The 21,750-nt window shown below is 67.1% G+C and carries 22 protein-coding genes and 1 riboswitch; of the genes, 5 read left to right on the top strand and 17 right to left on the bottom strand.

Annotated elements, in window-relative coordinates; all coding sequences use genetic code 11:
- Positions 1-10 precede the first annotated feature (10 nt).
- Positions 11-484 carry a DUF302 domain-containing protein gene (locus G0P99_RS18475; protein WP_203583156.1) on the bottom strand — a complete coding sequence of 158 codons (474 nt, stop codon included), beginning with the start codon at positions 482-484 and terminating at the stop codon, positions 11-13.
- Between the two features lie 128 nt (positions 485-612).
- Here G0P99_RS18475 and G0P99_RS18470 point away from each other — a divergent pair, with 128 nt between their 5' ends.
- The gene (locus G0P99_RS18470) at positions 613-2,163 is read left to right on the top strand and encodes an acetolactate synthase large subunit (RefSeq protein ID WP_164131955.1); all 1,551 of its coding nucleotides are present in this window, start codon (positions 613-615) and stop codon (positions 2,161-2,163) included.
- 76 nt (positions 2,164-2,239) lie between these two features.
- On the opposite strand, the gene G0P99_RS18465 is transcribed toward G0P99_RS18470, so the two are convergent.
- Complete coding sequence (locus G0P99_RS18465) at positions 2,240-3,193, bottom strand: dihydrodipicolinate synthase family protein (RefSeq protein WP_164131954.1); 954 nt, start codon at positions 3,191-3,193, stop codon at positions 2,240-2,242.
- Complete coding sequence (locus tag G0P99_RS18460) at positions 3,190-5,256, bottom strand: xanthine dehydrogenase family protein molybdopterin-binding subunit (protein ID WP_164131953.1); 2,067 nt, start codon at positions 5,254-5,256, stop codon at positions 3,190-3,192. The genes G0P99_RS18465 and G0P99_RS18460 overlap by 4 nt, the downstream gene beginning before the upstream one ends.
- Before the next feature lie 187 nt (positions 5,257-5,443).
- Here G0P99_RS18460 and G0P99_RS18455 point away from each other — a divergent pair, with 187 nt between their 5' ends.
- The 3 genes from G0P99_RS18455 to G0P99_RS18445 are packed head-to-tail and all read left to right on the top strand — an operon-like array spanning position 5,444 to position 7,623.
- A complete protein-coding gene (locus G0P99_RS18455) occupies positions 5,444-6,226 on the top strand; it encodes an aspartate dehydrogenase (RefSeq protein ID WP_164131952.1) in 783 nt (260 codons plus the stop codon).
- Positions 6,227-6,265: 39 nt separating this feature from the next.
- Positions 6,266-7,216, top strand: a complete 951-nt coding sequence (locus G0P99_RS18450) for a LysR substrate-binding domain-containing protein (RefSeq protein ID WP_203583155.1) — start codon at positions 6,266-6,268, stop codon at positions 7,214-7,216.
- 56 nt (positions 7,217-7,272) lie between these two features.
- Complete coding sequence (locus G0P99_RS18445; RefSeq protein WP_164131951.1) at positions 7,273-7,623, top strand: DUF1636 domain-containing protein; 351 nt, start codon at positions 7,273-7,275, stop codon at positions 7,621-7,623.
- Positions 7,624-7,646: 23 nt separating this feature from the next.
- Here G0P99_RS18445 and G0P99_RS18440 read toward each other — a convergent pair whose 3' ends face one another.
- From G0P99_RS18440 to cbiE, 9 genes are all read right to left on the bottom strand, one after another.
- On the bottom strand, positions 7,647-8,141 hold the full coding sequence (locus tag G0P99_RS18440) for a hypothetical protein (RefSeq protein ID WP_164131950.1): 495 nt from the start codon (positions 8,139-8,141) through the stop codon (positions 7,647-7,649).
- A 70-nt stretch (positions 8,142-8,211) separates the two neighbouring features.
- Positions 8,212-8,910, bottom strand: a complete 699-nt coding sequence (locus G0P99_RS18435; protein WP_164131949.1) for a CbtA family protein — start codon at positions 8,908-8,910, stop codon at positions 8,212-8,214.
- 3 nt (positions 8,911-8,913) lie between these two features.
- Positions 8,914-9,084 (bottom strand): CbtB domain-containing protein, encoded by a 171-nt coding sequence (locus G0P99_RS18430; protein ID WP_164131948.1) that lies wholly within the window; start codon positions 9,082-9,084, stop codon positions 8,914-8,916.
- Between the two features lie 34 nt (positions 9,085-9,118).
- A riboswitch (cobalamin riboswitch) is annotated at positions 9,119-9,330 on the bottom strand.
- A gap of 43 nt (positions 9,331-9,373) precedes the next feature.
- Positions 9,374-10,117: a precorrin-6A synthase (deacetylating) gene (cobF, locus tag G0P99_RS18425; protein ID WP_164131947.1), complete on the bottom strand. Its 744-nt coding sequence runs from the start codon at positions 10,115-10,117 to the stop codon at positions 9,374-9,376.
- Entirely contained in the window at positions 10,110-10,838 is a 729-nt protein-coding gene (gene cobA / locus G0P99_RS18420) for a uroporphyrinogen-III C-methyltransferase (protein WP_164131946.1), read from the bottom strand. Before cobA ends, cobF begins: the two co-directional genes overlap by 8 nt.
- Positions 10,835-12,160 carry a cobyrinate a,c-diamide synthase gene (locus G0P99_RS18415; protein ID WP_164131945.1) on the bottom strand — a complete coding sequence of 442 codons (1,326 nt, stop codon included), beginning with the start codon at positions 12,158-12,160 and terminating at the stop codon, positions 10,835-10,837. Before G0P99_RS18415 ends, cobA begins: the two co-directional genes overlap by 4 nt.
- Positions 12,147-12,941, bottom strand: a complete 795-nt coding sequence (gene cobM / locus G0P99_RS18410) for a precorrin-4 C(11)-methyltransferase (protein WP_164131944.1) — start codon at positions 12,939-12,941, stop codon at positions 12,147-12,149. The genes G0P99_RS18415 and cobM overlap by 14 nt, the downstream gene beginning before the upstream one ends.
- Complete coding sequence (locus tag G0P99_RS18405; RefSeq protein WP_164131943.1) at positions 12,938-13,306, bottom strand: cobalamin biosynthesis protein; 369 nt, start codon at positions 13,304-13,306, stop codon at positions 12,938-12,940. Before G0P99_RS18405 ends, cobM begins: the two co-directional genes overlap by 4 nt.
- On the bottom strand, positions 13,303-14,502 hold the full coding sequence (gene cbiE / locus G0P99_RS18400; protein WP_164131942.1) for a precorrin-6y C5,15-methyltransferase (decarboxylating) subunit CbiE: 1,200 nt from the start codon (positions 14,500-14,502) through the stop codon (positions 13,303-13,305). The genes G0P99_RS18405 and cbiE overlap by 4 nt, the downstream gene beginning before the upstream one ends.
- On the opposite strand from cbiE, the gene G0P99_RS18395 reads away from it, so the two are divergent.
- Positions 14,501-15,253 carry a cobalt-precorrin-6A reductase gene (locus tag G0P99_RS18395; RefSeq protein WP_164131941.1) on the top strand — a complete coding sequence of 251 codons (753 nt, stop codon included), beginning with the start codon at positions 14,501-14,503 and terminating at the stop codon, positions 15,251-15,253. The two genes, cbiE and G0P99_RS18395, sit on opposite strands and share 2 nt — an antisense overlap.
- Here G0P99_RS18395 and cobJ read toward each other — a convergent pair.
- The 5 genes from cobJ to cobN are packed head-to-tail and all read right to left on the bottom strand — an operon-like array spanning position 15,226 to position 21,746.
- Positions 15,226-15,978, bottom strand: coding sequence for a precorrin-3B C(17)-methyltransferase (cobJ, locus tag G0P99_RS18390; RefSeq protein WP_164131940.1), 753 nt, complete (start codon positions 15,976-15,978; stop codon positions 15,226-15,228). The genes G0P99_RS18395 and cobJ overlap by 28 nt on opposite strands.
- Entirely contained in the window at positions 15,975-16,703 is a 729-nt protein-coding gene (locus G0P99_RS18385) for a precorrin-2 C(20)-methyltransferase (protein ID WP_164131939.1), read from the bottom strand. The genes cobJ and G0P99_RS18385 overlap by 4 nt, the downstream gene beginning before the upstream one ends.
- Positions 16,700-17,329 (bottom strand): precorrin-8X methylmutase, encoded by a 630-nt coding sequence (locus G0P99_RS18380; RefSeq protein WP_164131938.1) that lies wholly within the window; start codon positions 17,327-17,329, stop codon positions 16,700-16,702. The genes G0P99_RS18385 and G0P99_RS18380 overlap by 4 nt, the downstream gene beginning before the upstream one ends.
- Entirely contained in the window at positions 17,329-18,456 is a 1,128-nt protein-coding gene (locus G0P99_RS18375) for a cobalamin biosynthesis protein CobG (protein ID WP_164131937.1), read from the bottom strand. Before G0P99_RS18375 ends, G0P99_RS18380 begins: the two co-directional genes overlap by 1 nt.
- On the bottom strand, positions 18,453-21,746 hold the full coding sequence (gene cobN, locus G0P99_RS18370) for a cobaltochelatase subunit CobN (protein WP_164131936.1): 3,294 nt from the start codon (positions 21,744-21,746) through the stop codon (positions 18,453-18,455). The genes G0P99_RS18375 and cobN overlap by 4 nt, the downstream gene beginning before the upstream one ends.
- Between the last annotated feature and the right edge of the window lie 4 nt (positions 21,747-21,750).

Genomic DNA, 21,750 nt, shown 5'->3' with positions numbered 1-21,750 from the left:
GGGGGTCACGTCACTGTGAGGCGATTGCCTGGGCCGCCACCGCCGCAAACCGCGCGTCCAACTCGGCGGAAATGGCTGCCAGCTCTGAGCCGCCTTCGCCGAGATAGGGCGCAAAGACCTGCGAGGGCAACTTGTAGCCCAGTGTGGCGGTGCCATTAGCGTTCTCGCTGACATAGAAGCGGATCGGCGCCTCGATCATCGCGGCGGTCGACAGCGCCAGTATCCGCACCGCGAAATCGTTGTTGAAGGCGCCGATGACCCGGTTGCCGGGAATGGTGATACCGCGCCGGGCGGCGGCCTCGGTCGGGCCTGCCTGGGTAACGATGCCCAGCCCGTTTGCGGTGATGGCGGCGCGGGTGTCCTCGACCAGTTGCGCGTGGGTTTTGGCGGTAACGTGCACTGCCCAGCCCGGGCGCGGCGTCAGATCGCCAGCGAAGGCGGGCAGGGCAAGACAGGTGATCAGGGCGAGGGCGGCAAGGCGCATGGTGGCTTTCTCCTTTGCTGGACCCTTGATGCCAGATTTCACCGCACCCCCGTGCTCACGTTATTGTGCACCGTTTACGTGACGCCGCGCGCCGCCTAGGCTCGCCCCAATTGCGAGGAGTGAGGGTGATGAGCGAAATGAACGGCGCCGAAAGTCTGGTGCGCAGCCTGCTGAACAGCGGGGTCGATACCTGTTTCACCAATCCCGGCACGTCCGAGATGCATTTTGTGGCGGCGCTCGATCAGGTGCCGGGCATGCGCTCGGTCCTGGCGCTGTTCGAAGGGGTCGCGACCGGAGCGGCGGATGGATACTACCGGATGGCGCGAAAGCCGGCGGCGACCCTGCTGCATCTGGGGCCGGGACTGGCCAACGGTATCTCGAACCTGCACAACGCCAAGAAGGCCGGGTCGGGTGTCGTCAACATCGTGGGTCAGCACGCGGCCAGCCATCTGGAGCTGGATGCGCCGTTGACGGCGGATATCGAGGGGCTGGCGCGGCCGGTGTCGCATTGGGTCGAAACCTCTCTGTCGGCGGCGGATGTGGGGCGCGATGCCGCCCGCGCGGTACAGGCTGCACGCAGCGCGCCGGGGCAGGTGGCGACGCTGATTCTGCCGTCTGACACGGCCTGGTCCCCGGGCGGTCAGGTGGCATCCGCCTTGCCGGTGCCTGCGCGGGCGCCGGTTGAGGCCGAGACACTGGAACAGGCGGCTGCCGCGCTGAGCGGGCCGGACAGCCTGTTGCTGTTGGGTGGCGAAGCGCTGACCGAGGAAAACCTGGAACGTGCTGGCCGCATCGCGGCGGCAACCGGCTGCGCGCTGCTCTCGGAATGGGCAAATGCGCGGATGGAACGGGGCGCGGGTCGGGTGCCCGTGGCCCGCGTGCCCTATCCGATTGACATGGCGCTGGAGGCGCTGTCGCGGTACCGCCGCATCGTTTTGCTGGGCGCGCGGCCGCCCATCGGCTTCTTTGCCTATCCAGGAAAACCTGCCGTCCTGACCCCTCCAGAGGCCGAGATCATCGCGCTGGTCGATTGGGCCGCCGATCTGGATGGTGCGCTGGCGGGGTTGGAACAGGCGGTGGGCGGCGCTGGCACCGTTCCGGTGCTCGCGCCGCCTGTCGCGTCGGGATCGGTCAGCGGCCCCTGCACGCCCGAGACTGTCGCTGCCGTGCTGGGCCAACACATCCCCGAAGGCGCCATCGTGCTGGACGAGTCGGTGACCACCGGCCGCGCCTTTCACGGCGCCACCCTGGGCGCCGCGCCGCATACATGGATCAACAATTGCGGTGGTTCCATCGGCTATAGCCTTGCCGCCGCCATCGGGGCCGCCATCGCCTGCCCGGACCGCAAGGTGATGACGCTGACCGGCGATGGCTCGGCCATGTACATGCCACAGGCCTTGTGGACCATGGCGCGTGAAGCTCTGGATATCACCGTGGTGATCTGGGCCAATCGCAGCTATCGCATCCTGCTGGGCGAATTGTCGGGGGTGGGCGTGATGAACCCCGGCCCGCGCGCGCTGGACATGCTGAGCCTGGAACGGCCCGCCATCGACTGGGTCGGGCAGGCGCAAAGCCTTGGTGTCCCTGCTGCCCGGGTTGAGCGGGCAGAGGATTTTGCGCTGGCGCTGGAGCAGGGATTTTCCGAGGCAGGGCCAAACCTGATCGAGGTCGTTCTATAGCCCAACCGGGGCAGGGGGCGCTGACCCCGCCGCGCCTTGCGCGACTCCCCCGGAGTATTTTCAGCGAGATGAAGGGTCAGAGGCGCAGCCCGCAGGCCTCGAAGGCAGCGCGGGTGGCGATTTTTTCTTCTTCGGTCAGTTCCTGCATGGGAAAGCGCACGCGCCCGCCGGTCTGTCCCAGCAGCTCTTGCCAGTATTTGCCATGCGCCTGGGGCTTGCCGCCCGGCTTGGTCGATTTGATCGCCTGGCGCACCGGGTCGAGGCTGTCTCGGATCGCGCGGGCCTCGTCGATGCGGCCGGCAAAAGCCAGCTGGGTATAGTCATGCATGCGCCGGTCGCGGGCGGTCTGTAGCTGGTAGGGCGGCGAAGAGCAGAGATAAAGCCGCCAGCCAAGTTCGACGATATTGTCGAACCACTCCTCCTCGGAGGCGGTGGAGACCTGGATCTTGTCACCCGCCAGCTCGGTCAGGCGGGCATACATCTCGCGCGGGACGGAATATTTGATCGCCACCACATTGGGCAGGTCGGCGATGCGCGCGCAGAGCTCGGGGCTCATCAGGTAACCGCTGTCAGGGTGGCTCCACATGGCGATGCCGATATCGACCGCCTCGCTGATCGCCTTGTAGTATTCGTAGAGCAGCGCGTCGCTGTCGTGTACAAAATGCAGCACCGGCGCGTGCACCACGATATAGTCGGCACCCACATTCTGGGCATGGCGGGCGAGCTCCAGAACGGTGTCGAAATTCTGGTCCGAGACCGACATCATGATGCCTGCGCGCCCGTCGCATGCCTCGACTGCAACCTCAAGGTTGCGCTTGCGCTCCTCCAGCGACATCGAGAAGAACTCGCCCTGTTTTCCGCAGATGAAGAGGCCCTCGATCCCCAGATCATCGACCCAGTGGCGGATGTTGCGGCGAAAACCGGCCTCGTCAAACGACAGATCCTCGGCAAAGGGGTTCAGCGCCGCGGCCCAGATGCCGCGCAGATGTTCGCGGGCATAGTCCTTGGCCTCGCTCTTGGCATAGTTCATGTCTGGGGTTCCTTGCTTGCATCGGTGATCGCCTGCCAGAGCGACAGGCTGGTAAGCGGCATTTGCAGATCGGTCACGCCCAGCGGCGCCAGCGCGTCCAGCGCGGCGTTCAGGATCGCCGCCGGGGCGCCGATGGTACCGGCCTCGCCGATCCCCTTGGCGCCGAGCGCGTTGGTGGTGGCGAGCGTCTCGGTCTTGTGAATGGTGAGCGGCGGGAGGTCAGCCGCGCGCGGTATCGCGTAGTCCATGAACGAGCCGGTGAGGAGCTGGCCGTCGTCGAAATGCAGCGCCTCCATCATCGCCTCGCCCAGCCCCTGAGCAAAGCCACCCATCACCTGGCCCTCGGCCAGCAGCGGGTTGATCAGCCGCCCGGCATCGTCGAGGCAGGCCATATGCGTCACGCGCGGGGCGCCGGTGTCGCGGTCGATCTCGATGGCGGCAAGGTAGCAGCCATGGCCCCAGGCCTCGCCCGACGCAGTATAGACGGTGTCGGCGGTGATCGGTTCACTTTCGCCCGCGTCGCGGCGGCGGATGATCTCGCGGCAGGCCTCAAGCACGGCGCTGGCGCCGATGGGAGTGCTGCGGCTGGCCAGCGCGCCGATGCCTGCCGGACAGGTGGCGGTGTCGCCATGAACCACCGTGATATCGGCGGGCGTGAGCTCCAGCGCATCGGCGGCGATCTGGGCCAGCGCGGTTTCGCGCCCGTGGCCCTGGCTGCTGCCGCCAAATTCCACCGTCGCGCGGCCCGCCTCAAGGGTGACGCGGGCGCTTTCCCACCCCTTGCCCGAGGGTTCGACGTAAAAGCCGAGGCCGATCCCGGACAATGCCCCCTCGGTGCGCCGAGCGTCGCGCCGGGCGCGCCAGGCGGGGTAATCGGCCAGTGTCAGGAAATGGTCGAGTGCTGTGGCATAATCGACCCCCTCGACTCGGCCCGCGGGCAGGCCACGCGGGCCGTTCAAGCGGTTCAGGTTGCGGCGGCGGATTTCGGCAGGGTCAAGGCCGGTGGCGCGGGCGGCGGCATCGGCCAGACGCTCCATCAACGCGCAGGCCTCGGGGCGGCCTGCGCCGCGATAGATGCCGGTGGGCGCGGTATGGGCGCGTCGGGCGCTGGTGCCCAGATCGGTCGCGGCGATGTCATAGGGGCCGGGCAGGATGCGGGCGGCGTTCCAGGCCGGGATCAGGGCGGAATTGGGCAGCCAGTGGCCCAGCGGTGCGGCAACCCGGGCTTTGAGAGCCAGAAAACGCCCGTCGGCGTCGATGGCCAGTTGGCCTTCGGTTGTCAGTCCGCGACCATGGGTAGCAGACAGGAACTCTTCGCTGCGTGTGGCGGTCCAGCGCACGGGGCGGCCCAGATGATGCGCAGCCCAGACCGCCAGCACCTCCTCGGGGTAAAGCGAGGCCTTCATGCCAAAGGCGCCACCCACGTCGCGGGCGATCACCCGCAGATGGGCCGGATTGAGCGACAGGATGCGCGCTAGGTCGGCACGTGCCCGGTGCGGCGTCTGCGTCGAGAGCCAAACGGTCAGTCCGCTGTTGTCGGGCAGGACGGCGATGGCGCGCGGTTCCATCGGGCTGGGGGCAAGGCGCGGATGCGCGACCCGGACCGCAACCACATGGGCGGCGCGGGCGAACCCCGCCACCGTATCGCCGCTTTGCCAGTGTTGCATGGCCAGAAGTTCGGGAGGCGGGGCGGGGGTCTCGCCGATCTCTGCCGAGATCTCCTCGACCGCGTCAAGAGCCTGACCCGGCGTCTCGGCCAGTACCGCCGCGATGGGCTGACCCACCGCCGAGACCGTGGCATCTGCCAGAATCGGATAGGGTGTCGCATGATCGAGCGGCAGCACCGGGTTGACCTCTAGCCGGCCCAGCTCCCCAAGATCGGCGGCGGTCAACACTGTCGCGACACCGGGCATGTTCCGCGCGGCGGAGGTGTCGCAGCAAACGATCCGCCCGCGGGCATGGGGGCTGCGCAGAAACGCCAGATGCAGTGCGCCGGGCAGGCCGATATCGCCGGCATACAGGCCCTCGCCCCGCAACAATCGCGGGTCCTCGCGCCGGGGCATGGGGCGTCCGGTATATGGCGGTTTCTCGGTCAATTCGGGTCCGGTGAAAGTTTGGCTTACTGCCAACCCTGAACGCCCTTTCCACCGCAGGGCAAATCGAGAAAATGCATCCGGGTATCTGCAAACAGGATATCAAATAGCGTCGGGTATGTGAAATATCGCCATCAACGGGCCAGAGGGACAAGACATGAAGATTGCACTGATCGGCCATGGCGCCATCGCGGGACATGTGGCGGCAAATCTGCCGATCAACACACGACTGGTCGGCGCGTTATGCAGACCCGGTCGCGAAACTGCGGCGCGCGCGGCGCTTTCGGTTGGTTCTGTCCTGGCGGTCGCGGACCTGCCCGAGCGCCCCGATCTTCTGGTCGATTGCGCCGGTCACGCGGGGCTTCGTGCGTATGGCCCTTCGGCGCTCACTGCCGGGATCGAGGTTCTGTCCGTTTCGGTCGGCGCACTCGCCGATGCCGGGTTCTGTGCCGAGCTGGAGGCCGCCGCGCGGGCGGGCGGTACCCGGCTCTGTCTCGCCTCGGGCGCCATTGGCGCGCTCGATGCGCTGTCGGCGGCGGCAATGGGCCAAGGGCTGGCGGTCACCTATACCGGGCGCAAACCGCCGCAGGGCTGGCGCGGCAGCCGCGCCGAAGAGGTGCTGGATCTGGATACGCTCACCGCACCGATGACCCATTTCACCGGTACCGCGCGCGAAGCGGCGCAAGCCTACCCCAAGAACGCCAACGTGGCCGCCGCCGTGGCGCTGGCCGGAGCCGGGCTCGACGCCACGCGTGCCGAGTTGATCGCCGATCCGGGCGTCACCGCCAATATCCACGAAGTTGCCGCCGAAGGCTCATTCGGTCGTTTTCGGTTCCAGATCGAAGGTATGCCGCTGCCCGGCAATCCCAGGTCTTCGGCCCTGACCGCCCTCAGCCTGCTGGCAGCCCTGCGGCAACGGCAGGCCGCCATCCGGATATAGTTTTGACGAATATCAATCCACCGTGATATCGCAAAAACCATGAGCCGTACCCAGATCCGTATCGTCGAGCGCGTGTTGACGCGCCTGAAACTCAAACAGCTCCGGCTGCTGGTGGCAGTGGGTGAACAGCATTCCATCCTGCACGCGGCGCAGGCGTTGAACATGTCGCAGCCCGCGGCGACCAAGCTGATCAAGGATCTCGAGCTTGATTTCGACGTGCAACTCTTCGACCGCACCAACCGGGGCATGGTGCCCACCGTCTTTGGACAGGCGCTGATCCGCCACGGCAAGCTGATCCTGGCGCAGATTTCCCATGCCGCCCAGGAGCTGGATGACCTGAACGAAGGCAACGGCGGCCGCGTGGTCGTGGGCACTCTGCTGGCGGCCTCGGCCGATTTCCTGCCGCGTGTCCTGCACCGGCTGGTGGTGGAAAAGCCCGGTCTGGTCGTCAAGCTGGTCGAGGGGACGAACGAAGTGCTCATGCCTGCGCTGCGCTCTGGCGACGTGGATCTGGTGGTGGGACGGTTGCCGATGCATCGGCATCGCGCCGAGATCGAACAGGAACGGCTGTTCGACGAAGAGGTGATCTGCGTTGCCCGCGCCGATCATCCCCTGACCGGCATCGAGGCTCCGGACCTGGCGGATCTGATGCGCTTCCCCTGGATCCTGCCACCGGCGGAAACGACCCTCAGACGGCAGCTCGACCAGGTTTTTGTCGATCTCGGCGGCGGTGCGCCTGCCTATGCGGTGGAATCGGTTTCGTATCTGGCCAACCGGGGTCTTCTGGTGGGTTCCGACATGCTGGCGGTCATGCCCGCCCATGTGCCGCGCCACGACATCGGCACCGGCGCGCTTGCGCGGGTGAACTGGCAGGTACCGATCCCGATCGGCCCGGTCGGTGTCTCCATGCGCCGCTCGGCCAGCCTGTCGCCCTCGGTCGCCGGGTTTCTCGCGGCGCTGCGCCGCGAGGCGGCGGAAATCCCCGCCTGAGGCTTGCCAGCGTCGGGGGGATCGGTCACATCTGCGCCAATGATCCTGAGCATGCCATGACCGACATCCTGCTTTCCCTTTGTTCCAGCTGCGCAGGCGAGCGCGACATCGAGGCCGAGCGTGCCGCGCTGCAAGTGGCACTTGACCGGACCGGTCTGTCGGCGCGCGTGGCGCTGGCCGAACACCCCTGTTTCGGGGCCTGCGAGGCACCGGTCGCCATTGCAATGCAGGGGCAGGGCCGGGCGACTTACGTCTTCTCGGATCTCGATCCGGTGGGCGATGCCGCAGATATCGCTGCAACCTGCCGCCTGTATCTGGACAGCCCGGCGGGCTGGATCGAAGACGCCCGCGACTGCGGGCGGCTTCGGCTGTGTCTGCGCGCGCGGATTCCCGCCCTGTCCTCCTGAAAGGACGGGCAAGGCATAACAGCCTATTCGACCTCGACGATCACGCTCGCCTCGACCGGTGTGCCGTCGACCGTCAGTGTGCCATGGCTGTTGGCGTTCAGCGACACTTTCACCTCGACCTGTCCTTTGGGCAGTTCGGGAATATGCATCCATTCGCCATAAAGCCGGGCCAGTTTCACGCCATTGGCATAGACATGGGCATGACCCTCACCGGGCTGATCCGTAGCCGAGGCATTTTCCGGGGCAAAGCGAAAGTTGGTCGGCGTCACATGCAGGTTCCACCCGGCCATCGGATCCTTGAACACCTCGACCGCCAGACCGGGCGCGTCGGCGCCTGCGGGCAGGTTTACCGCGCTGCCGTGTGAATGCGCGGCAGCCTCGGAATGGCTCGCGCCATGCTGGGCCGGGTCGGCATGGTCATGACCGTCAAAACTGATGCCATAGGCGCCTGCCGTGACGAAGCCGGCACCGCCGCCAAACACCAGTCCGATGGCGAACAGGGCAAGAGAACGGGACATTTCTGTCTCCTCACAAGAAATGGGAAACCCCGCCAGCAATGCCGGCGGGGCGAAAAGGCTGTCACAAGGTTCAGGCGTGCGCTTCGGCGCGCTTGCCTTCGGTCTGCCAGAAGTATCCGGCCAAACCACCCAGCAGCACCCAGGCCGCCATGCCGACACCAAAGGCACGGGCGGCGAACAGGGCACCCAACTCGGTCGGCACCGGGCCGCTGAAGCTTTCAGGCTCGGGCGCTCCGATCAGATGTGGCGCCAGCAGCAACAGCGCGGCGGCGCCATAGGCCATCGCGTTGCCGCCAAAGGCGATCAGCCACATGGCTACACCCGTCGCGGCCACCGTTGCGGTCCACCAGATCTGGCGAACCTCGACATCGGCGGCTGCCACGCCGGGAACCTCGGGCGCCAGAGACAGGCCGGGGGCGAAGTGAAAGGTGATGAACCCCGCCAATCCCCAGAGCAGGCCGGCGCGCGCGGTCACAGCGTGCCCCATCTTATCGGCCGTCGACATCAACGCCACCATGACCAGCGCATAGCCGGTATAGGTGAACATTGTGAACACGACGCTCAAACCATCCCGCATCGGGTCTGCGAAGAGACCGGGCAGTTCGGGACGGGCGCTCACCGCCTCGGCGCCGAAATGCACCAACTCGCCGGATTCATACAGTTCGGCATGCAGCAACACGGGCTGCACGAACACAAACTGCAGCAGGGCGGCAATCAGCCCTGCTGCAGCGCCAGCGAACAACGCGCTGGTCAGAATGCGACTGAACATGGTTCAGTGGCAGGGAAAGCCGGTTGCGTGGCGCACGTCGTGGGCGGCGTCATGCAGTGCGGATGCCTGCACATGGCCAGCCAGAGTGATGATGCCCAGGCCCAGGATCACGGCGAACAGGGCCGGAAGGATCGCGGAACCGGTGGCCGATGCCTTGAGAGTTTTGGTCGTCATGTCTATTCCTCCTTGCCGCCGCACCCGACGGCCGGTGTTTCATTGCCTGTCTGGCAGGTCTCCTGGCTTGCGGGTCAGTGCCTCTGTTCGCCTTCCCCCCGGGGCGAACCCGGGAGTGGCTGGTTGAACAGAGGCTCACCGCTTACAGTCGCGGGGGCGGCTTTGGCCTGAACCGACGGGCGGTCGCACCAAATTCCCTCTTAGCATCCGGATTGCTCCGGCAGGACCAGACCCCTCCATTTAGCCGCGAACGCGCGTCCGGCGCAATCGTCATTTGCGACCTTTCGGGTCAGTTTCCGCGCTTTTTCAAAAGATAGATATCCATGATCCAGCCATGATCGGTCCGCGCGCGGGCGCGGGTTTCGACGATCTGGTCTGCCACCTCGGCCAGCGGTCCGGCCACCAGAATCTGTTCCTCCATACCCACATAGGCGCCCCACCAGATGTGATAATCGGGCATAATCAGCGCCTGGAACGAGCATTCCCCGTCCAGCATCACGGCAGCGGTATCCACGGCGGGCGGCCAGCCTTCGTCCCGAAGGCGCCGCCCGGTGGTGACAAGAAACGGCGCGCCCAACTCGTTGATCGGAATGCCATGTGCCGCCGTCAGCGCCTGTAGCGCGGTGATGCCCGGAATCACCCGCACCTTGGGCTGTGGGTCGAGCCGCGCCGCGATTCGCAGCGAGCTGTCATAGAGCGATGGGTCGCCCCAGATCAGCAGCGCCACCCGGGCCGCGCCGGGGTTTTCCTCCATCGCCGCCTGCCAGCGGAGCGCAATGGCATCGTGCCAGTCGTCGACCCCCTTGAGGTATCCATCCTCGGCCCGGCGCGCGGGGATGTCGAAATAGGCGATTTGCGGCGGCGTGTCGGTCGCCTCGGCGATGATACGCTCACGCAGCCCCGCCAGATCGGATTTGCCTGCCCCCTTGCGCGGGATCAGGATCAGATCGGCGGCGCGAATGGCGGCGATGCCTTCGCGCGTGATATGGTCAGGATTGCCGGTGCCGATTCCGATCAGGAGCAATTCAGTCATCGCCGAACTCTGCCAGCGGACCATAAAGGATCAGGGCGGGTGCGGTGCCCACCTCCTTCGCCAGCTGTTTGGACAGTTCACCCATGGTGGCGCGGGTCAGGCGCTGTTCGGGGGTCGAGACGCTTTCGGCCATCAGCGCCGGTGTCGACCGCGGCAGCCCATTCGCCTCGAGCGCGTCCAGCAGCAGTGGAAAGGTGCGCTTGCCCATGAACACGACCGTGGTGGCCTGCGGATCGGCCAGCGCGGGCAGATTCAGGTCGGGGGGCAATTGGCCGCTGACGTCATGGCCGGTGACAAATTGCACCCGCCGCGCGGTCAGCCTGCGGGTCAGCGGGATGCCCGCCGCTGCTGCCGCCGCTACTGCCGAGGGGATGCCGGGGATGATCTCGTAGCCAATCCCGGCCACGCGCAGGGCGACCAGTTCCTCCTCCAGCCGGCCAAACAGGCCGCCATCGCCGGATTTCAACCGCACGACCCGCGCGCCGGTCTGGGCGTAATCGACCAACAAACGGCTGACGTGGTCCTGCTTGGGAGAAGGGCGGCCCGCCCGCTTGCCCACACCCACGAGGTCGGCATCAGGACGAACATGCGTCAGGATCGGGCCGCTCGACAGATCGTCGAACAGCACTGCATCTGCCTTGCCCAGCCGGTCCACCGCCTTGAGCGTCAACAGTTCCGGGTCGCCCGGCCCCGAACCGACAAAAGAGACAAAGCCGCTCATGATCCCGCCTCCGCGATCAGGTGAAAGAATGTGCCGGTCACATGTCCGCGCAGCGATCCAGTCTGCGGTCCCTCGATACCCTCGGCGTCGAACACCCGCGCCAACGGCGCGTCGGGCTGTTCCAGGATCGAGGAATAATGGAATTCGTGCCCACGCAGGGTGGCGCCGGTGCCATAACCGGGCAGGGGCGCCAGCAGTTCGGCCCGGCGATAGCCCAGGTTGAACTTGCGCTTTTCATAGGATGTGACCAGGCCCAAGAGGCCCGCCATCCGGTGGCGGGTGCCGTCCTTGTCGATCAACGCCTCGCCCAACGCCATATAGCCCCCGCATTCGCCGTGGACGGGCCGGGTCGCGGCATGCCGTCTCAGCCCCGCGCGAAAGGTATCGGCGGCGGCCAGCGTGCCCGCATGCAGTTCCGGATATCCGCCGGGCAACCAGACCAGGTCGGCATCCGGCGCGGGTGCCTCGTCGGCCAGCGGCGAAAACGGCAGGATCTCGGCCCCGCCCGCGCGCCAGCCTTCCAAGAGATGCGGATAGGTAAAGGAAAATGCCGCATCCCGCGCCAGCGCGATACGCTGCGCCGGGGGGGGCGGCAGCGCGGCCGACGATGGCCCCTGCAGGCGTGAGGAGGCCGCCGCCCCCTTGATCGCGTCCAGATCCACATGTTCGCGCAGGAATGCGGCATAGCCCGCGATGGCCGCCTCCAGGTCGGGGTGTTCCACCGCCTGAATGAGGCCCAGATGCCGCTCGGGCAGGGTCAGATCGCCACGCCGGGGCAGCACGCCCAGCACCGGCAGGCCCGCGCGCTCCATCCCCAGCCGCGTCAGCCGTTCGTGCCGGGGGCTGGCGCAGCGGTTCAGGATGACCCCGGCAAAGGGCAGGTCGGGATTGTACATCCGGAACCCCAGCGCCGTGGCCGCCGCCGATTGCGCCTGTCCGCCCACATCGAGGACCAGCACCACCGGCCAGCCCATGCGTAGCGCGGTCTCGGCGCTCGACCCGTGGCCAGTCTCACCCGGTTTCGCCACCCCGTCAAACAGACCCATCGACCCTTCGGCCACCACGATATCGGCGCCCGACGCCTGCGCGGCCACAGCATCCAGCAGACCCTTGCCCATCGCCCAGCTGTCGAGGTTGAACGAGGCCCGCCCCGCGGCCGCCAGATGAAAGGCCGGGTCGATATAATCGGGCCCGCTCTTGAAGGGTTGCACGGTCAAACCGTCCTCGGCCAGCGCGCGCAACAACCCCAGCATCACCGTGGTCTTGCCGGTGCCAGAGGCCGGGGCCGAGATCATCAGGCCGGGAGGGTTAGTCATCGCCATGGCTCCAGCTCGACCAGGGGCTGTCGGCACTTTGCGGCCGGTAACGGCGGTCGTATTCCCGTGAATACAGGCAGCTTTCGTCGAATCCCTCGCCCTTCAGCACCGGTCCCACCAGAATCAGCGCGGTACGCGAGATGCTTTCGTCCAGCGCCTCTTTCAGCGTCTCAAGCGTGGCGCGGATGATCCGCTCGTCTGGCCAGCTGGCGCGATAGACCACCGCCACCGGGCAATCGGCGCCGTAATGCGGGGTCAGATCGGCGATCACCTTGTCCAGATTGCCGATCGACAGGTGAATGGCCAGAGTGGCGCCGGTGCGGGCGAAGTTTTCCAGGCTCTCGCCCTCGGGCATGGACGAGGCGCGCCCGGGCGTGCGGGTCAGCACCACCGATTGCCCCAGCCCCGGCAGGGTCAGCTCGGTCCCCAGCGCGGCGGCGGCGGCGGCAAAGGAGGGCACGCCGGGCGTCACGCTGACCGGGATGCCCATCTGTTTCAGCCGCCGGATCTGCTCGCCCATCGCCGACCAGACCGACAGGTCGCCCGAATGCAGCCGCGCCACATCATGGCCCGCCTTATGTGCGGCCTCGATCTCGGTCATGATCTGATCCAGATCCATCGGCGCGGTGTTGACGATCCTTGCGCCCTCGGGGCAATGGCTCAGGATTTCCTCGGGTACCAGCGACCCGGCATAAAGGCAGACCGGGCAAGAGGCGATGATATCGCGGCCGCGCAGGGTGAGCAGGTCGGCAGCGCCAGGTCCAGCGCCGATGAAATGAACGGTCATGTCTTGTCTCCGATGGCGAGGGCGCAGGTGGCGCGCCGGTCGTCCGATATCTGTCTGGGGGTGATCAGCCGCGCGCCTGGCCCGGCGGCGACCAGCGCCGCGGCCTCGGCCACGCTGCCGGTGCCATAGCTGGCGCGGCTTTGCGGCGAGCAGGTGAGGGTGCGCTGCCCGGCAAGCTCGCTCGCCGGAATCAGGTGCAAGGGCAGCGCCAGCTCTGCCGCTAGTGCCTCCAGCGCCGGGTGCCCGGCCTTGTCGGCGACGGTGGCGAGCGCGGTCACCGCCTGTCCGGTGGCGGCCCTGTCATAGGCCGCGCGCAGGCTGGTCGCCTCTGCCGTGGTGGTAAAGCCCAGTCCCGCGACGATCATAGCGTCACGCTCCACTGCACCACCGGATAGGCCGATTTCCAGCCCCGGCGCGGGCCCAGAGGGGTGGCTTGCGCCAGTTCGATCCGCAGCAGATCGCCACCCTTGTCGGCCTGCCATTGGGCCAACAAAGCCTCGCTTTCCAGCGTCACCGCATTGGCGACAAGCCGGGTGCCGGCGGGCAGTTCGGCAAAGAGCCATTCCAGCAGCGCCGTGCTGAGACCGCCGCCGATGAACACGGCATCGGGTCGGTTGAGGCTGCCCAGAACCTCGGGCGCGCTGCCCTCGACCACGCGCAGGTGGTCCTGCCCCAAGGCGTCGGCATTGGCGCGGATGCGCGCGGCTCGGTCGGCGCGGGGTTCGATGGTGGTGGCGCTCAGCGTCGGATCGCACATCAGCCATTCGATCCCGATCGAGCCGGTGCCGCCGCCGACATCCCACAGATGTTCGCCCCGCTGCGGCGCCAGCGCCGAAAGCGTCAGCGCACGCACCGGGCGCTTGGTGATCTGCCCGTCGGTCTCGAAGATCGCATCGGGCCTGCCGCTTGCCTTGGGGATCGCCCGACCTTGGCCCGCCACTTCGACCCCGACACAGACGGGGTGGGTGAAATCGCCCGCTTGCGCCTCGGCCAGCGACAGGGTTTGCAGGCGCTCGCGCGGCCCCCCCAGCGCCTCCATCACGTGCAGGCGGCTGGCGGCAAAGCCGGTCTGATTCAGATAGCAAGCCAGCTCGGCCACCGCCGCACCGTCGCGCAGCAGGATCAGCGCGCGCAGGCCGGATGCCAGACAGGGCCGCAGCCGCGTCAGGGGCGCGGCATGCAGGCCAAGTGTCAGGGTCTTTTCCAGCGACCAACCCAGCCGTGCCGCTGCCAGCGAAAAGGTCGAGACCCCCGGCAGCGCGCGCCATTCGCCCGCATCGAAATGCCGGGCAATGACCGCGCCCGCGCCAAACCAGAACGGATCGCCCGAGGCGAGCACCGTCACGCGGCGCCCGCGCAGCCCGGAGAGAATCTCCAAGCCGTCGGAATAGGGGACTGGCCATTCGATCCGCTCCTGCGGCCCTCCGGGCAGCAGCGACAGGTGCCGGGGCGGCGCCATGATCACCTCGGCCGCGTCCAGGGCTTGACGGCTTGCGGGCGGCAGGCCATCCAGTCCATCCTCGCCCATGCCGATCACGCTCAGCCACGGAGTATCAGACATGTCCCACCTCCTGATCCTGGGCGGTACCACCGAAGCCAACGCATTGGCGCGCGCCGTGGCCGAAACCGGGCTGCGCGCCACGTATTCCTATGCGGGCCGGGTCGAGGCGCCGCGCGACCAGCCGATCCCGATGCGGGTCGGCGGCTTTGGCGGCGTGACCGGTCTGGTGGATTACATTCACAGTAACAACGTCACGCATCTTGTTAATGCAACACATCCTTTTGCCGCACAGATGAGCGCCAATGCCTGCGCTGCCTGCGCTAAAACGGGTGTGCCGCTGGCCGCGCTGACGCGGCCCGCCTGGCAGCCCGTCGATGGAGACAACTGGCGCCACGTTCCGGATATCGCCGCCGCTGTGGCCGCGCTGGAAGGCGCATCGCAACGTGTCTTCCTTGCGGTGGGCCGGATGCATCTGGACGACTTTGCGGCCCAGCCGCAGCACGACTATCTCTTGCGCCTTGTCGATGCGCCCACCGATCCGCTGCCCTTGCCCAAGGCGCAGGTTGTGGTGTCGCGGGGACCCTTCACAAAAGAGAGGGACAAGGCCCTGATGGAACAGCATAAAACGCAGCTTGTGGTCAGCAAAAACGCCGGCGGTACCGGGGCGCGGGCCAAGCTGGACGCGGCGCACGACCTGGGTCTGCCGGTGCTGATGATCGACCGCCCCGTTCTGCCGCCCCGGACCGAGCTTGCCACCCCCGCCGATGTGCTGCGCTGGCTGCGTCATTCCGGCGTGAACCTCGGCGTGTAAACTATTGGGGTGCCATCTCTTTCGATGATACGGGTGCGGGACGAGCCAACCAGAACCACGGTCTGCATATCAGCCATATCGGGTGTCGCGTCGGCCAGTTGCGCGATGCGCAGCGCCTCGTCCGGGCGCGACACCGCGCGGGCAAACAGGATCAACCGCTCGGGCTCGCATTCCTCACGCAGGATTTGCAACGTCTTTTCAAACCCTTCGGGCCGAGACTTCGAGCGCGGATTGTAGAAGGCCATGGCGAAATCCGCCTGTGCCGCCAGCCGCAGCCGCCGTTCGATCAACGGCCAGGGTTTCAGGTTGTCACTGAGATTGATGCAACAGAAGTCATGGCCCAGCGGCGCGCCCGCCCGTGCGGCGGCAGCCAGCATTGCAGTGATCCCCGGCAGTACCTGAATGTCCAGATCGCGCCAAGACTTCGGCCCGGCCTCGACCGCCTCGAACACTGCCGAGGCCATGGCAAAAACGCCGGGATCGCCCGACGAGACCACGACTACCCGACGTCCCTCGGCGGCCATTTCCAGCGCGTGGCACGACCGGTCGATCTCGACCCGGTTGTCGCTGGCATGCAGCGTCAGGCCGGGCCGCTCGGCCACCCGGGCGACATAGGGGATGTAGCCTACCACATCTGTCGCCTCGGCCAGCACCGCCATCACTTCGGGGGTGACCAGCGCCTCCGAACCCGGGCCAAGGCCTGCGATCCGCAGCCAGCCGCTCATGGCCGCCGCCCCTGTCCATGCACGAGGATGATCGAGAAATAGGGGGTTACATCGGAATGGTTCTCGCTCAGCTTCGACACCCGCTGGTTGGCCATCTGAGCATATTCGACGATCCAGGCCCGCTCATACAGGCCCGCAGTCTTCAGCGCCCGTACCACCTTGTCGAAATTGCGCCCCAGCTTCATCACCACCAGAGCGTCGGTATCGGCCATGCGGCGCGCCAGCACATCCTCGGGCAGGGTGCCGGTCAGAACCGTCAGGATGTCGTCGCCCCAGGTGATCGGGTCGCCGGTGGCCGACCAGGCCCCCGACATGCCGGTGATCGCGGGCACCACCTCGACCGGGGCCAGTCCGCGCAGACGGGTATAGAGATGCATGAACGAGCCGTAGAAGAACGGATCGCCTTCGCACAGCACCACCACGTCCTCGCCCGCCTGAGACAGCGCGTGCAGATGCGCGGCGGCCGCCTCATAGAATTCGGCCAGCAGGGCGTTGTATTGCGGATCGGTCACCGGGATCTCGGTCGTCACCGGGTATTCCATCGGAAACTCGACCGCGCCCTCGGGGATCATCCCGTTGACGATCTTGCGCGCCTGACCGCTGCGGCCGGGCTTGCGGAAATAGGCCACATGGCGGGCGCCGCGCAGCAGGCGGTCGGCCTTGACGCTCATCAGGTCAGGATCGCCGGGGCCAAGGCCCAGACCGTATATGGTGCCCATGCTCATTCCGCCCGGCTCGCGATGGCGTTGATCGCCGCGACGGTGATGGCACTGCCGCCCAGGCGGCCCTTGACGATGCAGCAGGGCACCGGCTTTGCCTCCCACAGGGCGTCTTTCGACTCGACCGCGCCGACAAAGCCCACCGGGCAGCCGATGATCGCGGCGGGGCGTGGGCAGTCGGGGTCCTCCAGCATGTTCAACAGGTGAAACAGGGCGGTGGGCGCATTGCCGATCGCCACCACCGCGCCCGCCAGATGCGGCCGCCACAGTTCCAGCGCGGCGGCCGAGCGGGTATTGCCCATTTCGGCGGCCAGAGGGCGCACGCGTTCGTCATGCAGGGTACAGATCACCTGATTGTCTGCGGGCAGGCGGAACCGGGTCACGCCCTCGCTGACCATGCGCGCGTCACACAGGATCGGCGCGCCCGCCTCCAGAGCGGTGCGTGCGGCGGCGACGAAGCCGGGTGAGAAATGAACGAACGCCTCCAGCCCGACCATGCCGGCGGCATGGATCATCCGCACCGCGACCTGCTCCTCGTCCGCGTCAAAGCGGGCCAGATCGGCCTCGGCCCGGATGGTGGCAAAGGACTGTTTATAGATCGCCGCGCCATCGGTTTCGTATTCATAGGGCATCAGGTCAGGTCCATCGTCTTCAGTGTTTCGGGTGTCAGGCCGCGCTGGCAGGGCTCATCCCCCGCGCGGCCCTGTTTTACAAGGTCAAATCGCCCGCCATTCCCGACCAGCGTGATATCGGCGGCTCCCATTCGGGCGCAGCCCTTGGCGCAGCCAGAGATATGCAGGCTGCCACTCACGCGCCCGGCCAGAACGCGGGCCAGATCGCGGGTTTCGGCCTGGGCCTGCGGGCAATAGGGCGCACCGGGGCAGGCATCGGTGGTCAACAGCGGATCGCTGGCGTGGGTGACGAAATCGGGGGCAGGGACGGCCCGCGCGCCTTCCAGTAGGATCAGCCGCCAGGGCGTGACCCGCAAGCGGGTGGCGCCGCTGTCGCGCAGCAGAGCCGCCAGTGCCTGTGCGGGCAATTGCCCAAAAGCCGCGCCGTAGAGCGGGCCAAGCGCGGTCTCGCCGGGCGCAAGCGGTTCAGCAACCCGCACCGGTTCCACACCCTGCCAAATCGCGGGCAGGGGCACGGCCTGCACGAGCCGCGCCATGCGGCGGGTATCGGGGTCAAATCGGTCGGCAAACCAGCGCGCCAGTTCGATCAGGCGGTCGATCGCCTCGCCCTCGGTCACTTCGCGTCCCGCGGCCTTACCATCGGCGCGCAGGATCAGGCCGTCCATGCTCCGCTCCAGCCGGATATCCGCCGAATCCGTGCTCAGCAGACGGCCCGCCCCGGTGTCGATGGCAAAGCCGAACTTTGCGGGCAGTGCTGGCAATTCGTCCAGTCGCGCGGTCAGTTCGCATCCCAGTCGGTCGGTCATGTCACCGTCGCGGTAGAGCGGCGAGAACAGGATATTGCGCCGCACCTCAATCCCCGGTTCAGCGTCCAAGAGATCGAGCGCCGCCAGTTCCGCCAACAGCGGCTGATGATCCGCCTCAGTCACCCCGCGCAGTTGCAGGTTGGCACGATTGGTCAGGTCGATAGTGCCATTGCCGAACCGGTCTGCCAGCGCGCACAGCCCCAGCGCCTGCGTTACTCGCAGCCGGGCCAGACGCGGGCGCACCCGCACCACCAGCCCGTCACCCGACATCATCGGGCGATGCGCGCCGGGGCACCAGCCCTGAACGATGGGTGCCGTCATGTCAGACCCTCCAGATCGGCCCGGATCGAGTTGCGCCGGGTCTGCCACAGCCCCGCCTCGTACAGCGCGCGGAACCGGTCCAGCATGGCCTGATAGGCCTGCGGGTTGGCCTCTTGCAGGAACGCGGCGACCTCTGCGTCGCCCAAAGTGGCATCGTGGTAGAGGTCAAAGAGATGCGGCGCCACGCTGTCGGCCAGATGCGCGAACGAGGCCATGTGATCGAGCGTCGCCGCAATCTCGGCCGCGCCCCGGAACCCGTGCCGCATCATCCCTGCGATCCAGCCGGGATGGGCCGCGCGGGCGCGCACGACGCGGGCGATTTCCTCGGGCAGGGTGCGGGCGCGCGGGATGTCGGGATTGGTGTTGTCCAGATGATAGAGCTGCGCTTTGCCCCCGGTCACGCGCTTGGCGGCGGCAAAGCCTGCCTCATGCGTGGCATAGTCAGCCGCCAGCAGCAGATCGGTCTCGGCCAGATCCTGCAAATGCACGAACCCGTCGGCATTGGCGACCCGGTCGCGGATGCCTTCGGCATCGCGGGCGATGTTCTCGCCTTCGAGCGCAAAGGAACTGGCGGCCAACCAGGCCTCTCCCGCCTGGTGCCGGGCCTCGTCGGTATAGGTCTCGGGCAGGTGCCCCATGCCCAGCCCATAGCTGCCCGGCGCCGGGCCATAGACGCGCGCGGCGGGCGCGTGCCCGGCATAGGGGTTCCAGTCGGGCGCCTCGTCACGCGCGCTGAGCGCGCGCACCGCCTGACCGAAGAGTGCCGAAAGGGTCGGGAACACATCGCGGAACAGGCCCGAGACACGCAGCGTGACGTCCAGCCGGGGTCGGTCCAGATCGGTGATCGGCAGAACCTCGATGCCCGAAACCCGTTCCGAGCCCTTATCCCACACCGGTTTCACGCCCAGCAGATGCAGCGCCATGGCGAACTCCTCGCCCGCCGTGCGCATGGTGGCCGAGCCCCAGAGATCGACAATCAGCCCCTTGGGGTAATCGCCCTCTTCCTGCAAATGCCGGCGCACCAGCTCCTCGGCCAGTTTCACCCCCTGCGCATAGGCCGCGCGCGTCGGGACCGACCGGGGATCCGTGGTATAGAGGTTGCGCCCGGTGGGCAGCACATCGGTGCGCCCCCGATAGGGCGAGCCGGACGGCCCCGCCGCGATCCGCTTGCCCGCCAGCGCGTCGATCAGCGCGCGCGCTTCGCCCTGAGCTGAAGGGGCCGGATCAAACGCGCCGGTAACCTCGGGCAGGCGGCCATAGACATGCAATCCGTCGCCATACTGGCTTTCCTTCACATCGCAGACAAAGCGGTCGATGCGGGTGATCGCCTCGGCGGTCGAGGTCGCGCGGTCCAGGCCCAGATCCTCCTCGAGCCCCAGCGCCTGTGCCTCGGCCCGGATATCTCCCTGCAAGCGGTCACGGCGCTTGGGGTCCAGCCCGTCGGCATTGGAAAACTCGTCCAGCAGTGCCTCGAGTTGCACCATCCGGTCCGGCGTGCCGCTGACGCGCAGGGCCGGGGGGATATGGCCCAGCGTCACCGCGCCGATGCGGCGCTTGGCCTGCGCGGCCTCGCCCGGATCGTTGACGATGAAGGGATAGATCACCGGCAGATCGCCGATCAGAACCTCGGGCCAGCATTGCCCTGACAGCGCCACCGCCTTGCCCGGCAGCCATTCCAGCGTGCCATGGGCGCCGATATGGATCAGCGCGTCGGCCCCCAGCGCCTGCCGCAGCCAGAGGTAAAAGGCGACATAGCTGTGGCGTGGAGTACGGGAGAGGTCGTGATAGTCGTCGTCGCGCGCCTCGGGCGTGCCCCGTTCCGGTTGCAGGGCGATCAATGCCTTGCCACGCCGGATGGCGCGAAACTGCAAATTGCCTTGCGAAAATGCCGGATCACTCTCGGGTTCACCCCAGACATCTTGCAGATTTTGGCGCAATTGTGGCGGAATGCTGGCCAAAGCTTTGCGGTATTCACTGATTGGCCACGAAATCGACACAATTTGCAAGTCTTCCGCAATTGGCCGCCCCGATGCGATGTCATAGTCTTCATCCTGCAAATCGCTCAGGATCGCCTCGGCCGAGGCCAGCGCGTCCAGACCCACCGCATGGGCCATCTGCCAGTCCTTGCCGGGATAGGTGGACAGAACCAGCGCCAGCACCCGCTCGGCGGCGGGTTTCGCGGCCAGCCGCAGCCAGCTCGACACCCGGTTCACCACCGCCTCGATCCGGTCTGGCTCGGGGCGGTGCGCAAAACGGGAATATTCCAGCGCCGGGTCGCGTTTGCCCGGCTCCTTGAACGAGATCAGGCCTGCGTCGATGCGCCCGTCGACCTCGGGCAGCACCACATGCATGGCCAGATCGGCGGGCGACAGGCCACGTTCGGCCTCGGCCCAGGCCCTGCGGCGCGAGGTGGCCAGCGCCACCTGGAACACTGGTACACCGGCGGCATCAAGCGGCGAGGCGCCATTGGCACCCTTGCCGGAGAAAGAGGTGGCGTTGACGATGGCCGCCGGGGCCAGCCCCGACATCTGCCCGGCAATCCAGTCGGCGGCGGCGGGCGCCTTCAGCGAGGGCGCGAACATGCCCATCGCCTGAAATCCGCGCGACCGAAAGGCCCGGATCAGCGCCGCGACCGAGGCCGTGTCGGCCGAAGTCAGATAGGCCCGGTAAAAGGTCACCAGAATGCGCGGGGCGTCGCCCTCGAACACGGTCTCGGGCGCGATCACGCCGCGCTCGGGGCACCAGAAGCCGCATTCCGGCAGTATCTTTGATCCGATCACCGGCCCGGCATAAAGCCCGGTCGCCAGCGCCATCTGCGCCAGTGCGGCCTGTGCCGCCACCTCGCCGCCGGTATCGCAGAGATGTTGCAGCCGCCGCAGGGTGGACACAGGCAGGGTTGAATAGGCGTCAAGGCGCGTATCCTCGCGCCCATCCGCCGGCAGAACCGCCAGCGCCAGCCCCTTTTCCTGCGCCAGCGCCAGCACCTGTTGCAACCCATAGGCCCAGTAGGGCACCCCGCCGATCAGCCGGATCAGAATGCCCTTGGCCCCTGACAGGGTATTCTCGACATAGGTATCGACGGACAGGGGATGTTTCAGCGCCGTCAGGTTGGCCAGACGTAGGGTGGGCATTCTGCCCACCGCCCCGCCGCCGCGATGCCAGCCCGCCGCAAAAGCCCCCAGGTCACTGTCCGAGAACGACAACACCACCAGATCGGCCGGGCTTTGGCCCAGGTCGGTCGGGGTCTCGGTCTCTTCCAGCCCGTGGCTTTCGCGGAAAACGACATGCATGGCG

The organism is Ruegeria sp. PrR005 (assembly GCF_010500245.1).
GTDB classification, from domain to species: Bacteria; Pseudomonadota; Alphaproteobacteria; order Rhodobacterales; family Rhodobacteraceae; genus Ruegeria_B; species Ruegeria_B marisflavi.
Note: the sequence above shows the minus strand (reverse complement) of the source record. Positions and strands in the feature narration are given on the sequence as shown.

Coding starts and splice junctions, on each gene's coding strand:
- G0P99_RS18475 (WP_203583156.1), bottom strand. CDS start 484: ATGCGCCTTGCCGCCCTCGCCCTGATCACCTGTCTTGCCCTGCCCGCC.
- G0P99_RS18470 (WP_164131955.1), top strand. CDS start 613: ATGAGCGAAATGAACGGCGCCGAAAGTCTGGTGCGCAGCCTGCTGAAC.
- G0P99_RS18465 (WP_164131954.1), bottom strand. CDS start 3,193: ATGAACTATGCCAAGAGCGAGGCCAAGGACTATGCCCGCGAACATCTG.
- G0P99_RS18460 (WP_164131953.1), bottom strand. CDS start 5,256: ATGCCCCGGCGCGAGGACCCGCGATTGTTGCGGGGCGAGGGCCTGTAT.
- G0P99_RS18455 (WP_164131952.1), top strand. CDS start 5,444: ATGAAGATTGCACTGATCGGCCATGGCGCCATCGCGGGACATGTGGCG.
- G0P99_RS18450 (WP_203583155.1), top strand. CDS start 6,266: ATGAGCCGTACCCAGATCCGTATCGTCGAGCGCGTGTTGACGCGCCTG.
- G0P99_RS18445 (WP_164131951.1), top strand. CDS start 7,273: ATGACCGACATCCTGCTTTCCCTTTGTTCCAGCTGCGCAGGCGAGCGC.
- G0P99_RS18440 (WP_164131950.1), bottom strand. CDS start 8,141: ATGTCCCGTTCTCTTGCCCTGTTCGCCATCGGACTGGTGTTTGGCGGC.
- G0P99_RS18435 (WP_164131949.1), bottom strand. CDS start 8,910: ATGTTCAGTCGCATTCTGACCAGCGCGTTGTTCGCTGGCGCTGCAGCA.
- G0P99_RS18430 (WP_164131948.1), bottom strand. CDS start 9,084: ATGACGACCAAAACTCTCAAGGCATCGGCCACCGGTTCCGCGATCCTT.
- cobF (WP_164131947.1), bottom strand. CDS start 10,117: ATGACTGAATTGCTCCTGATCGGAATCGGCACCGGCAATCCTGACCAT.
- cobA (WP_164131946.1), bottom strand. CDS start 10,838: ATGAGCGGCTTTGTCTCTTTTGTCGGTTCGGGGCCGGGCGACCCGGAA.
- G0P99_RS18415 (WP_164131945.1), bottom strand. CDS start 12,160: ATGGCGATGACTAACCCTCCCGGCCTGATGATCTCGGCCCCGGCCTCT.
- cobM (WP_164131944.1), bottom strand. CDS start 12,941: ATGACCGTTCATTTCATCGGCGCTGGACCTGGCGCTGCCGACCTGCTC.
- G0P99_RS18405 (WP_164131943.1), bottom strand. CDS start 13,306: ATGATCGTCGCGGGACTGGGCTTTACCACCACGGCAGAGGCGACCAGC.
- G0P99_RS18395 (WP_164131941.1), top strand. CDS start 14,501: ATGTCCCACCTCCTGATCCTGGGCGGTACCACCGAAGCCAACGCATTG.
- cbiE (WP_164131942.1), bottom strand. CDS start 14,502: ATGTCTGATACTCCGTGGCTGAGCGTGATCGGCATGGGCGAGGATGGA.
- cobJ (WP_164131940.1), bottom strand. CDS start 15,978: ATGAGCGGCTGGCTGCGGATCGCAGGCCTTGGCCCGGGTTCGGAGGCG.
- G0P99_RS18385 (WP_164131939.1), bottom strand. CDS start 16,703: ATGAGCATGGGCACCATATACGGTCTGGGCCTTGGCCCCGGCGATCCT.
- G0P99_RS18380 (WP_164131938.1), bottom strand. CDS start 17,329: ATGCCCTATGAATACGAAACCGATGGCGCGGCGATCTATAAACAGTCC.
- G0P99_RS18375 (WP_164131937.1), bottom strand. CDS start 18,456: ATGACGGCACCCATCGTTCAGGGCTGGTGCCCCGGCGCGCATCGCCCG.
- cobN (WP_164131936.1), bottom strand. CDS start 21,746: ATGCATGTCGTTTTCCGCGAAAGCCACGGGCTGGAAGAGACCGAGACC.